11 protein-coding genes are annotated in these 12,411 nt (G+C 68.1%); 9 read left to right on the top strand and 2 right to left on the bottom strand.

Features of this window, described 5'->3' with window-relative positions:
• The first annotated feature begins 28 nt into the window (after positions 1 to 28).
• From LRH25_RS09870 to LRH25_RS09830, 9 genes are all read left to right on the top strand, one after another.
• Positions 29 to 1,042: a Bug family tripartite tricarboxylate transporter substrate binding protein gene (locus LRH25_RS09870; RefSeq protein WP_141291246.1), complete on the top strand. Its 1,014-nt coding sequence runs from the start codon at positions 29 to 31 to the stop codon at positions 1,040 to 1,042.
• Positions 1,043 to 1,062: 20 nt separating this feature from the next.
• A complete protein-coding gene (locus LRH25_RS09865; RefSeq protein WP_231011069.1) occupies positions 1,063 to 2,019 on the top strand; it encodes a 2-hydroxyacid dehydrogenase in 957 nt (318 codons plus the stop codon).
• Between the two features lie 56 nt (positions 2,020 to 2,075).
• On the top strand, positions 2,076 to 3,515 hold the full coding sequence (locus LRH25_RS09860; protein ID WP_141287678.1) for an aldehyde dehydrogenase family protein: 1,440 nt from the start codon (positions 2,076 to 2,078) through the stop codon (positions 3,513 to 3,515).
• 347 nt (positions 3,516 to 3,862) lie between these two features.
• Positions 3,863 to 4,291 carry a post-PEP-CTERM-1 domain-containing protein gene (locus tag LRH25_RS09855; protein WP_141287677.1) on the top strand — a complete coding sequence of 143 codons (429 nt, stop codon included), beginning with the start codon at positions 3,863 to 3,865 and terminating at the stop codon, positions 4,289 to 4,291.
• Positions 4,288 to 5,739, top strand: coding sequence for a PA domain-containing protein (locus LRH25_RS33055; protein WP_310733323.1), 1,452 nt, complete (start codon positions 4,288 to 4,290; stop codon positions 5,737 to 5,739). The genes LRH25_RS09855 and LRH25_RS33055 overlap by 4 nt, the downstream gene beginning before the upstream one ends.
• Positions 5,740 to 6,160: 421 nt before the next feature.
• Complete coding sequence (locus tag LRH25_RS09845) at positions 6,161 to 6,871, top strand: gluconate 2-dehydrogenase subunit 3 family protein (protein WP_141287676.1); 711 nt, start codon at positions 6,161 to 6,163, stop codon at positions 6,869 to 6,871.
• Between the two features lie 72 nt (positions 6,872 to 6,943).
• On the top strand, positions 6,944 to 8,716 hold the full coding sequence (locus LRH25_RS09840) for a GMC family oxidoreductase (protein WP_141287675.1): 1,773 nt from the start codon (positions 6,944 to 6,946) through the stop codon (positions 8,714 to 8,716).
• Positions 8,713 to 9,993, top strand: a complete 1,281-nt coding sequence (locus tag LRH25_RS09835; protein WP_231011068.1) for a c-type cytochrome — start codon at positions 8,713 to 8,715, stop codon at positions 9,991 to 9,993. The genes LRH25_RS09840 and LRH25_RS09835 overlap by 4 nt, the downstream gene beginning before the upstream one ends.
• A 150-nt stretch (positions 9,994 to 10,143) precedes the next feature.
• Complete coding sequence (locus LRH25_RS09830; protein ID WP_141287673.1) at positions 10,144 to 10,941, top strand: NPP1 family protein; 798 nt, start codon at positions 10,144 to 10,146, stop codon at positions 10,939 to 10,941.
• A gap of 18 nt (positions 10,942 to 10,959) precedes the next feature.
• Here LRH25_RS09830 and LRH25_RS09825 read toward each other — a convergent pair whose 3' ends face one another.
• Both LRH25_RS09825 and LRH25_RS09820 read right to left on the bottom strand, forming a co-directional pair.
• Positions 10,960 to 11,412 carry a VOC family protein gene (locus LRH25_RS09825; protein WP_231011067.1) on the bottom strand — a complete coding sequence of 151 codons (453 nt, stop codon included), beginning with the start codon at positions 11,410 to 11,412 and terminating at the stop codon, positions 10,960 to 10,962.
• Between the two features lie 68 nt (positions 11,413 to 11,480).
• On the bottom strand, positions 11,481 to 12,392 hold the full coding sequence (locus LRH25_RS09820) for a winged helix-turn-helix domain-containing protein (RefSeq protein WP_231011066.1): 912 nt from the start codon (positions 12,390 to 12,392) through the stop codon (positions 11,481 to 11,483).
• Positions 12,393 to 12,411: the final 19 nt, after the last annotated feature.

Raw genomic sequence — 12,411 nt, 5'->3', positions numbered from 1 at the left:
ACCGCACCAGACGACCGCAAGGATTCACATGACCCGTTCCGTTCGCATCGACAACCGCCTGTCCCGCCGCCAACTGCTGGCCGCCACCGGCCTGGGCGCCCTCGCGCTGGGCACGCTGCTGGCCCCGCAGCATGCCGCCGCGGCCGACGCCGCCTGGCCCAGCAAGCCGATCCGCCTGATCGTGCCGTACCCGCCCGGCGGCTCGTCGGACATCATTGCCCGCGCCATCAGCGTGCAGCTTGGCACGGCGCTCAAGCAGACCGTCATCGTCGACAACCGGCCCGGCGCCAGCGGCAACATGGGCGCCGACTTCGTCGCCAAAGCCAACGACGGCCACACGCTGCTGCTGTGCGACGTGGGCGCGCTGGCCATTGCGCCCTCGGTCTACACCAAGCTGGGTTTCGACCCGAGCAAGGACCTGCGCGGCGTGACCATGCTGGCCTACTCGCCGCACATGCTGGTGGTGCACCCCTCGGTGCCGGCCAACAACCTGCAGGAGCTGGTCGCGCTGTCCAAGACCAAGGAGCTGAACTTCGCCGTGACGGCGCTGGGCAGCGCGCCGCACCTGGCCGCCGTGGCGGTGCAGCAGGCCACCGGCGCCAAGTGGACCTACATCCCGTACAAGGGCGGCTCGCAATCCGTCGCCGACACCATCGCCGGCCAGACCGACCTGACCATGAACGGCATGCTGGCCACGCTGCCGCACGTGCAGTCCGGCAAGCTGAAGGTGCTGGCCCTCTCCAAGGGCACGCGCATGCCGCTGCTGGCCAACGTGCCCACGCTGGCCGAACAAGGCATGAAGGGCTTCGAGTCCGGCACCTGGCAAGGCGTGCTGATGCCGGTGGGCACGCCGCCGGCCGTCATCGCCAAGGTCAACGCAGTGCTGACCGGAATCATTCGTTCGCCCGAGGTGCGCGAGCGCCTGGTCTCGCAAGGCGCCGAGGTGCGCACGATGTCGCCAACCGAGTTCAGCAGCTTCTTCGAGACCGAGCGCAAGCGCTGGGCCGAGGTGGTCGTCAAGGGCAACGTCAAGCTCGACTGATTGATCGATTGAGGAACCTGATGACCACACCCCGCCTGCTGCTGGTCGGCAACCTGGTGCCCGTGCTGAACCGCGCGCTGGCCGAAAGCTTCGCCATCCATCGCCTGGTCGAGGAGGCCGACCCGGCGGCCTTCCTGGCCGCGCACGGCGGCGAGTTCGAGATCGCCGTCACCTCGGCCGCGGTCGGCATGAACGAGGCCCAGCTCGCTGCGTTGCCCAACCTGAAGCTGATCTCCAGCTTCGGCGTGGGCCTGGACAAGGTGCCGGTGGCCGCGGCGCAGGCACGCGGCATCAGCGTGGGCTACACGCCCGACGTGCTGAACGACTGCGTGGCCGACACCGCGCTGGCCCTGCTGCTGGACGTGGCCCGCCGCGTCTCCGAAGCCGACCGCTTCGTGCGCGCCGGCGGCTGGGCCAAGGGCGGGCTCAACAGCTTCGGCCTGTCGCGCAAGGTCAGCGGCGCCAAGCTCGGCGTGCTGGGCATGGGCCGCATCGGCCAGGCCATCGCCCGCCGCGGCGCGGGTTTCGACATGCAGGTGCGCTACCACACGCGCCGGCCGGTCGAAGGCCTGCCGTGGGCCCACGAGTCCTCGCTGCTGGAGCTTGCGCGCTGGTGCGACTACCTGGTCGTCATCACCGCAGGCGGCCCGTCCACCCAGCACCTGGTCAACGCCGAGGTGCTGAACGCGCTGGGCCCGCGCGGCTTTGTCATCAACGTTGCCCGCGGCTCGGTGATCGACGAAGACGCACTCGTCGCCGCGCTGCGGGACAAGCGCATTGCCGGCGCCGGGCTGGACGTGTTCGCCAACGAGCCGCAGGTGCCCGAGGCGCTGCTGAAGCTGGACAACGTGGTGCTGTTGCCGCACATCGCCAGCGCGACCGAAGAAACCCGGCAGGCCATGGCGCAGCGTGTGCTCGACAACATCGCGGCCTTCCAGGCCGGCAAGCCGCTGGTCAGCGAAGCGCCGCGGGCCTGACGGTTTTCGCTGCGTCCGATTCCACCCATCCCAAACACTCCACGAGGTCTCACACCATGAAACTCAACCTGATTGCCGGCGCCTGGACCGAAGGCGTGCGCGCCTACCAGAACATCAACCCGTCGGACACCCGCGACACGATTGGCGACTACACGGTGGCCAGCCGCGCGCAGGCCGAAGAAGCCGTGGCCGCCGCTGCGGCCGCGTACCCGGCCTGGAGCCTCAGCACGCCGCAGCAGCGCTTTGACGCGCTGGACTTCATCGGCAGCGAGATCATTGCCCGCAAGGCCGAACTGGGCGACCTGTTGGCGCGCGAAGAAGGCAAGACCCTGCCCGAAGCCGTCGGCGAAGTCGCCCGCGCTGGCGCCATCTTCAAGTTCTTCGCCGGCGAGGCCCTGCGCCCGGGCGGCGAAATGATGCCTTCGGTGCGCCCTGGCGTCGGCGTGGAAATCACCCGCGAACCGCTGGGCGTGATCGGCCTGATCACGCCTTGGAACTTCCCCATCGCGATTCCCGCCTGGAAGATCGCCCCGGCGCTGGCCTACGGCAACTGCGTGGTCTTCAAGCCGGCCGAAGTCGTGCCGGGCTCGGCCTGGGCCTTGTCGGACATCATCAGCCGCTCGGGCATTCCGGCCGGCGTGTTCAACCTGGTGATGGGCCGCGGCAGCGAAGTCGGTGCCGTGCTGCTGGAAGACCCGCGCATTGCCGGCATCAGCTTCACCGGCTCGGTGCCCACCGGCCAGAAGGTGGCCCAGGCCTGCGTGAGCCGCGGCGCCAAGTTCCAGTTGGAAATGGGCGGCAAGAACCCGTTCGTGGTGTTGGACGATGCGGACCTGAACGTGGCCGTGGGCGCCGCGATCAACTCCGGCTTCTTCTCCACCGGCCAGCGCTGCACCGCCTCGTCGCGCCTGATCGTCACCGAAGGCATCCATGACCGCTTCGTCGAAGCCATGGTCGCCAAGCTGAAGACGCTGAAGGTGGGCGACGCCCGCACCGCCGGCACCGACATCGGCCCGGTGGTGGACGACCGCCAGCTCGCGCAAGACCTGGAATACGTGGGCATTGCCCAGTCCGAAGGTGCCAAGCTGGCCTGGGGCGGCGCGGCCATGCCGACGAATGCCGAAGGCGCGCCGGGCTACTACATGCAGCCGGCCCTGTTCACCGAAACCGCCGCGGCCATGCGCATCAACACCGAGGAAGTCTTCGGCCCGGTCGTCAGCGTGATCCGCGCCAAGGGCTACGACGAAGCCCTGCACCTGGCCAACGACACGCCCTTCGGCCTGGCAAGCGGCATCGCCACCACCAGCCTGAAGCACGCCACGCACTTCAAGCGCCACGCGCAAGCCGGCATGGTGATGGTCAACCTGCCAACCGCCGGCGTGGACTACCACGTGCCCTTCGGCGGCCGCAAGAGCAGCAGCTACGGCCCGCGCGAGCAAGGCCGCTACGCGGCGGAGTTCTATACCGTGGTCAAGACGGCCTACACGCAGGCCTGAGCACCAGCATCGAGTTTGGGATGCATGGCTGTACACGCCATGTTTTCAAAGGGTGGCCCTGGCCACCCTTTTTTTGGCTTGAATATGGAATCGGTTCCATATCCAAGCCGCAGCAGCCTCGCCAAACCCCCTAGCTCGCATATGGGATCGGTTCCATATTGCACGGAGTTGGGCATTCCCCTCCCCGATTTCGCCCATCTTTCGCCATTTGTGCACCTATGAGGTTCATTTCCTTGGGGACAACGCTATCCCCCCAAACTTGAAGGCAGGTTTCTGAGGGTTAACGATTGATTACAGGGGAATCCGAAAATAGACTCAACTTTCGTTTCTTCCCTGGAGTCCCTTTCATGTCCTCCTTATTCACCATGTCGATCTGGACGCTGATCAGCGCGTCCGTGATCAGCGTTGGCCTGGGCACATCCGCCCATGCCGACAGCGACATTCCCGCGGCGCCCGCGTCCGCGTCGTCCACCGACGGCCTGCGCGTCAGCATCGACCCCGTCACCAAGCGCATCCGCCCGCTGACGCCCTCCGAGGCCGACGCGCTGGGCGCCGCTGCCGCCACCGCCGCCAAGGCACCGCGCGCCGAAACCGTGCTGCAAGGCATCGTGTCCCGCACCACCGGTGCGCGCGGCATCGTCATGGGCCCGGAGCACATGTCGTATTCGCGCGCGGCCATCGGCGCCAATGGCAAGCTGGCGACCGACTGCGTCGACGGCGACGACGCCGCCGATGTGCACGAACACCCGGTCCACACCGAAGGGAGCCTGAAATGAGCGGCATTCGCATGCCCGGCCGCAGCCTGGTGGCCCTGGCTGCCTCCCTGGCCGCCTTCACGGCCTGGGGCGCCACGATCGAGATCCTGAACACCGACTCGCCCGGTGTCGGCTTCAATGACAAGACCGCCGTCGCACCTGTGGGTGGCAACGAAGGCAGCACGCTCGGCGAACAGCGCATGAACGTGTACAAGAAGGTCGCCTCCGTCTGGGGCAAGCAGCTGCCGGCGGGCCCGGTGATCCAGATCTCGGCCAACTGGCCGGCGCTGGACTGCAACGCGTCGCAGGCCGTGCTCGGCCAGGCGGGCGCCGTGACCTCCTGGCACGACTTCCCGAACGCGCCCAAGACCGGCACCTGGTACCCAGCGGCCCTGGCCAACACCCTGGCCCAGGTCGACCTGGACGACGGCGCCAAGCCCGAGATCAGTTCCAGCTTCAACGTCAACCTGGGCAAGGCCAACTGCCTGGAAGGCACGCCCTGGTACCTGGGCCTGGACGGCAATGCGCCGGCCGGCAGCATCGACTTCGCCGTCGTGCTGACCCACGAGGTGGGCCACGGCCTGGGCTTCGCCACGCCGACCAATGGCAGCACCGGCCTGCAACCCCGCGACACCGACGGCACGCGCTACCCCACCGTGTGGGAAAGCATGATGTTCGACAACACCGCCGGCAAGACCTGGCTGGAGATGAGCGCTGCCGAGCGCCGCGCGTCGGCCATCAACCCGCGCGGGCTGGTGTGGACCGGTGCGAACGTCGTCGCGGACATGCCTTCGGTGCTCAAGAAGGGCACGCCGATGCTGACGGTCAAGTCCAAGCAGTTCCCGGACGTGGCCGGTGTCTACCAGGTCGGCCCGGCCGCGTTTGGCCCGCCGCTGAGCAGCACGGTGCTCAAGGGCGGCATGGCGCGTGTCATCGACCAGGCAGACGGCGTGATCGGCCTGGCCTGCGACCCGCTGAGCTCGGCCAATGCTGCGCTGGTGGCCGGCAGGGTGGCACTGCTGGACCGCGGCACCTGCAACTTCTCCGTCAAGGTGAAGAACGCGCAGGACGCAGGCGCCATCGGCGTGATCGTCGTCAACAACGTGGCCGGCGGCCCGCCCACCGGCCTGCCGGGCAGCGATGACACGGTGGTCATTCCTTCGGTCATGATCACCCAGGCCGACGGCGCCACGCTGAAGACCGCGCTGACCGGCAACGTGCTGGCCACCGACAAGATCACCGCGGTGCTGGGCATCGACAAGACCCGCTACGCCGGTGCCGACGCGGCCGGCCGGGTCATGCTGTTCACGCCCAACCCGTTCCAGGGCGGCTCGTCCGTCTCGCACTGGGACACCTCGGCGACGCGCAACCTGCTGATGGAACCGGCGATCAACGACGACCTGCCGACCTTCAAGGTCTCGGCCCCGAAGGACCTGACGCTGGAACTGCTGAAGGACATCGGCTGGTAAGCCGACCAGGCTGACGCCGCACAGGCCCGGTGGGTTCGCCCACCGGGCCTTTTTCATGCCGGGCGCCTCGCGACCCATCACCCAAGTCATCGTACAACATGGCCGAAAACGCACACACCAAACCCAATGGACCTGGTCTGAAGCCCTCCCGATGGATGCCTCAGAAGCCTCTCGCATGGCCGATTGACAGCAGCATCGGCAGCCGAAACCGGTTCACATTTAGCTATGAAAATCACCCTATCCCCAGGCCGTTGGCGGCAACCTGGCGAATCACCGAAGCCTGACAACTTTGCTCAGGGTTAAGTGGAAACCCTGAGTCATTTCGGCGAGAGAGTTATCGTACAACTCGCCGAACAACAGGGTTCGGCTGGCGGGCCAGGACACCGGCAGCACGCCGGCTGGACTCGCCTTATCGCCGCCCATGTCCACCCCATTCAAGCCCACCCGCCGGACCGTGTTGATGGCCTCGGCCGCTGCAGTGCCCGTCGCCGCCATCCCGCTGTACGGCGCCCGAGCCGAAGGCCTGGAAGCCACCTCGCTGAGCCAGTACAAGCCGGTGTTCTTCTCCGCTGCCGAGTGGCAGTTCATCCTCGCCGCCTGTGACCGGCTGATCCCGGCCGAGGGCAAGGGCCCGGGCGCGATCGAGACCAACGTGCCGGTCTTCATCGACCAGCAGTTGCAGACCGGCCTGGGGGCCGACATCTACCTGCAGGGGCCGTACAAGAACGATGCGGTCGCCACGCTGGGCTTCCAGCTGCCGTACGCGCCGCAGGACGTCTACCGCATCGGCATCAAGCTGGCCCAGCAGCACAGCCAGGCCCAGCACGGCAAGCCCTTCGAGCAGCTGGACGCCAAGGCGCGCGACGCGCTGCTCACCGCGCTGCAGAAAAACGGCGTGGACTTTGCCGCGCTCGGCGAGCCGGTGCTGAAGGCCTCGCAGTTCTTCGGCCAGCTGCTGGACGACACCAAGAACGGCTACCTGGCGGACCCGATGTACGGCGGCAACAAGGACATGTTGGCCTGGGTCGCCATTGGCTTCCCCGGCGCGCGCGGTCAGTACGTCGAATGGGTGGACCAGCACAACGTGCCCTACCCGCTGGGTCCCGTGAGCGTCAGCGGCAAGCGCGCCTGACCCGCCTTCCGCCGCCCGCCTTCATCGTCATTCCCAGGCAGCGCCCGCAGGCTGTCACATACCCCCAACCCCATGCCCCAAATCACCAACGACGAAGTCGACGTCGTCATCGTCGGCCTTGGCTGGGCCGGCTCGCTCATGGCCATCGAACTCGCGAAGGAAGGCCTGAAGGTCCGCGCGCTGGAGCGCGGCCCGGATCGCCCGCCCGAGGACTTTGCCTATCCCAAGCCGGCTGACCAGTACGCCTACGCCACGCGCAACAAGGTCTTCGCCACGCCGCGCGATGCCGCGCTGACGGTGCGCTACGACACCACGCAGACGGCGCTGCCCACGCGCAAGTGGGGCGCCTTCGCGCCCGGCACCGGCGTGGGTGGCTCGGGCCTGCACTGGACGGGCGTGCTGATCCGCCCCACGCCCACCGACCTGAAGCTCAAGACCTATGCCGACCAGGCCTACAAGCGTGGCAGCCTGGACCCGGAAATGCGCATCAAGGACTTCCCGTTCACGTGGGAAGAAATCGAGCCGCACTACGACTTCTTCGACAAGGTCTGCGGCCTGTCCGGCACCACCGGCAACCTGAAGGGCCAGGTCCAGCCAGGCGGCGACCCCTTCGAGGGCCCGCGCTCCAACCCCTATCCGCTGCCGGCGCTGCAGGACACGCTGAACTGCTCGATGTTCGCCGAGACGGCGCGCGGCATGGGCTACCACCCCTTCCCCAACCCCTCGGCCAATGTCTCGCAGCCCTGGACCAACCCCTATGGCGCGCAGATCGCGCCTTGCAACTACTGCGGCTACTGCAGCAAGTACCCCTGCCTGAACGCCTCCAAGGCCTCCCCGCAGACGGCCGTGCTGGACGTGCTCAAGCGCCTGCCCAACTTCGACTACCGGGTCAACGCCAACGTCATCCGCGTGGACCTGCACGAGGACAAGAAGACCGCGCGTGGCGTGACCTACATCGACGAGCAAAAGCGCGAGGTCTTCCAGCCGGCGAAGATCGTCATCCTTGCCAGCTTCCAGTTCGCCAACGTGCGGCTGATGCTGCTCTCGGGCATCGGCAAGCCCTACGACCCGGTGAGCGAGACCGGCACCATCGGCCGCAACTACGCCTTCCTCAGCAACGGCAACGCCACGCTGTTCTTCAAGGACAAGCACTTCAATCCGTTTGCCACCGCCGGTGCCACCGGCGAGATGTTCAACGACATCTCGCCCGGCAACTTCGAGGACGGCCCGAAACAGGGCTTCATCGGCGGCGCCAAGATCCACAGCTCGCAGTCCACCGGCGCGCCCATCGGCACCGCGCTGCCGCCCGGCACGCCCGGCTGGGGCAAGGGCTGGAAGGAGGCCATGATGGACTGGTATGGCCGCTCGATGACCATCGGCATCACGACCACCTGCATGTCCTACCGCGGCCACTTCCTGGACCTGGACCCGACCTACAAGGACCCCTGGGGCATGCCGCTGCTGCGCATGACCTTCGACTGGCGCCAGAACGAGCTGAAGCTGCAGCGCTACCTGCGCGAGATCGTGCTGAAGATCGCCAAGGAGATGAAGCCGGACGCGCTGTCCGAGAACTTCCTGGCGCTGGATTCGCACTGGGACATCACCAAGTACGTCTCCACCCACAACGTGGGCGGCGCGATCATGGGCACCTCGCCCCGGGACTCGGCGCTGAACCGCTACCTGCAGTCCTGGGACGTGCACAACGTCTTCGTGCCAGGCGGCAACGCCTTCCCGCAGAACTTCCAGGCCAATCCGACGGCCACCATCGGCGCCATCACGCTGTTCGCCGCCGAGGCCATCAAGAAGCAGTACCTGAAGAACCCCGGGCCGTTGGTGCAGGCATGAGCATGAAGAACCAGAACACCTTCCTTCCGCGGCTCATCGGCGCGGCCGCGCTGTGCCTGGCGGCCCTGCAGACTGCGCAGGCCGAAGTCGACCCGGCCCTGGTCAAGCGCGGCGAGTACCTGGCCCGCGTGGGCGACTGCGTGGCCTGCCACAGCGCGCCGGGCAAACCGGCCTTCAGCGGCGGCCTGGCGATCGACAGCGGCCACGGCGTCATCTACTCGACCAACATCACGCCCGACAAGCAGCACGGCATCGGCAACTACACCGAGCAGCAGTTTGCCGACGCCATGCGCAAGGGCCTGCGGGCCGACGGCACGCACCTCTACCCTGCGATGCCGTACCCGAACTACGCCAAGGTCTCGGACGCCGACACGCACGCCCTCTACGCCTACTTCATGAACGGCGTGAAGCCCAGCAGCGCGGTGCCGCCGGCCACCAACATGGCCTTCCCGTTCAACCTGCGCTGGGGCATGTCGCTGTGGAACTTCCTGTTCCTCTCCGGCAAGTCCTTCCAGCCGCAGCCGGACTGGAACGAGCAGGTCAAGCTCGGAGCCTACCTGGTCGAAGGCCTGGGTCATTGCAGCAGCTGCCACACGCCGCGCGGTTTCGCGATGAACGAGAAGGCCAGCGGCAGCGCGGACACCGCCTTCCTGGCCGGCGGCGAGCTCAACGGCTGGCCCACGCCCTCGCTGCGTGGCATGCCGCGCTGGAACAGCCAGGACATCGTCGACTACCTGCAGACCGGCCGCAACCGAAGCGCCGCCGTCGCCGGCGAGATGACCCAGGTCGTGCAGCACAGCACCGCCTACCTGCAGGACCCGGACCTGCAGGCCATCGCGGCCTACCTGAAGGCCCTGCCGCCGGGGCCGGACAAGGCCGCCGGCGTCACGCCGCAAGGCAAGGCCGAGACCATCCAGAAGCTCACCGCCGCGAAAGACCTGAGCCTAGGCGAGCGGCTGTACCTGGACAACTGCGCCGCCTGCCACTTCGTCACCGGCCAGGGCGCCACGCGCATCTTCCCGCAGCTGGACGGCGCCACCGTGATCAACGCAAAGAACCCGCACGGGCTGATCCAGGTGATCCTGGCCGGCGCCCGCACCCCGTCCACCGACAAAGCCCCATCGGTGCTGGTCATGCCCAGCTTCGCGCAGCGCCTGAGCGACAGCGAACTGGCCACGCTGGCCACCTTCCTGCGCCAGGGCTGGGGCAACCGGGCCAGCGCCGTCTCGGAACGCGAGGTGGCGGCCGTGCGTGCCAAGGGACTCGCCGCGCGCTGATGTTCGCGGCGCAGGCGGTCCGGCACCGTCAACCAACCGTCACGTGAGTTTCAAACCGGCTCAGGACACTGGCTGGGCTCCGACATCGCGTCGAGCCCGGCCGTGCACGATGGCCGGTGCCCCTTCACATCCACCGTTGGGAGACTTTCCATGTCCACGAATCGCCCCTGGGCCGCGCTGTGCCTCGCCCCCTTGTTCGTGCTCGCGCAGGCCGCGCTGGCCGATGACTTCGCCAAGCTCGACGAAGCCCTGCCCAGCACCGAGAACGTGCTGGCCACCTACCCGGTGTTCGACTTCGACACCGACGGCTGCCTGCCCAGCGCTGGCATCAGCCGCGCCGGCGTGCAGAACGGTGGCCTCAAGCCCACCGGCAGCATCACCGGCAACTGCCGCTCCAGCAACTTCCTGGACAGCTCGAACACGCTGCACCGCCACGCCTGCCTCACCACCGGCGGCAACACCTACTGCGGCCACTTCTACGCGCTGTACTTCGAGAAGGACCAGACCACCGCACTCGGTGGCGGCCACCGCCACGACTGGGAACACGCGGCCGTCTGGACGACGAACGGCATCGTCACCCACGGCGGCTACAGCGCCCACGGCGACCTCTACAACAAGCCGGTCGCCGAGATCGCGATGCAGGGCAACCATGTGAAGATCATCTATCACAAGGATGGCGGCCTGACCCATGCGATGCGCTTTGCCAGCGCCACCGAGCCGGCCGAGAACCCCTACGGCCAGTTCGTCACGCCCACCATCACCAGCTGGTACGAACTGCACGGCGACGGCATCGACAACGCCACGATGCGCAGCAAGCTCAACAGCTTCGACTACGGCTCGGCCACCATCCCGCTGAAGGACAGCAACTTCCTCGGCAACCTCAACACCTACAAGCCGTCCGGCTACCCGACCTTCACGCAGGCCAGCGTGGACGCCGCCAAGCCCTGAGGCAAAGGGGCGCGTTGATCAGCTCGCAGCGCTGACCAGCTCGCCGCCCCAGCTCGCAGGGTCCACGTCGCGCAAGGACTGGGAGAAGGTCCAGGCGTGGCCTGCGGGGTCGAGCGCCGAATACTGGCGCTCGCCATAGGGCTGGTCGGTGGGCTCGCCAATGATGACGGCGCCTGCCGCGCGCGCGGCGGCGCAGTGCCGGTGGGCATCCCGCACCCGGACCATCACCGAGTGCCCGAAGCCGGCCGGCGCCAGGTCCGGCCGCGCGGCCTGTGCCACGACGATCGCGCCATCACCCACCTGCAGTTGCACCCGGTGGCTGCCAATGCGCAAGCGCTCGGCGAACCCGAAAGCCTGGCACAGCCACTGCGCGGCGGCCGGGACGTCCGGGTAGAGCAGCACTGGCATCACCGCAGCGTCCGGCATGGACCGATTGGCCGGGCCGCCGGCAAACATGGCGCTTTCAGACATGGCGGACCTTTGTCGTTGAGGCCCACCATTGTGCTGAAACTGCCTGCGCGGCCCGCACGGCAGAAGGGCTAACGCGCGGCCTGCAGCAAGGTCTCGCTGTCCCGCTGCCGGGCCGGCGGCGGGGGGATGAACAGGTCCGCTGCGCTCAAGCGCCCGAGCGCGGGAACCGTGGCCGCTGCGGCCCCCTGCGAGCGCAGCGCCAGCACGCGCTGCTGCACCCGCGAGGCCTCGGCCTGGATGTCGGCATCGTCTTCCGGCAGGCGTGCCCGCAGCGCTTCGACCTCGCGCTGCGCCTCGTCCACCAGGCCGGCCTGGGCCATCGCGCCCAGCAGGCGCAGCTGCAGGGCATGCGTGATGCGGCGTTCGGCGTCTGCCGTGCGCTGGGCTTGCCTGGCCTCCCAGCCCAGCGCGCCGCAAAAGCCCAGGCCCATCAGCAGCAGCGCCAGGCCTGCGGACACCCGCCGCAGCTGCTCGCCCTGCCGCAGCGCATCGCGCCAGCGAGCCGCGCGCGGCGGGTTGTAGGGCCGGGCCGCGGCCGGCATGTCCTGCGGAACCTCCGGCGCCACGGCCACGGGTGCGTCCGTGTGCGGCGCCTCGGCGGGTTCTTCGGCCACAGACGGCCTGGCTTCTGCGACGGCCCCCTGGCGCTGCACCTCAGCCATCAGCCGGTAGCCCAGCTTGGGCACGGTGGAGATGCAGTTCACGCCGTCCGGCCCCAGCGCCTGGCGCAGCTTGCCCACCGCATTGGTGACGGCCTTGTCGACCACCGGCGTGCCGGGCCACAGCTCGGCCAGCAGGTCATCCCGGGTGACGACCTCGCCGGCGCGGCGCAGCAGCATGCTGAGGATGCGCAGCGGCTTGGGCTCCAGGGCGACCGGTGCGCCGGCCACGCGCAAGCACCAGCGCACTTCATCGAACTCGACCTCGCCAAAGGTCCAGATGGACCCGGCGAGCGCTTGGGACAACCCAGCTTCTTGCATGAACACGATTCCTTGGAAC

This window comes from Ideonella azotifigens (genome assembly GCF_021043325.1).
Lineage (GTDB): Bacteria > Pseudomonadota > Gammaproteobacteria > Burkholderiales > Burkholderiaceae_C > Ideonella > Ideonella azotifigens.
This window is presented reverse-complemented; position numbering and strand designations above follow the sequence as displayed.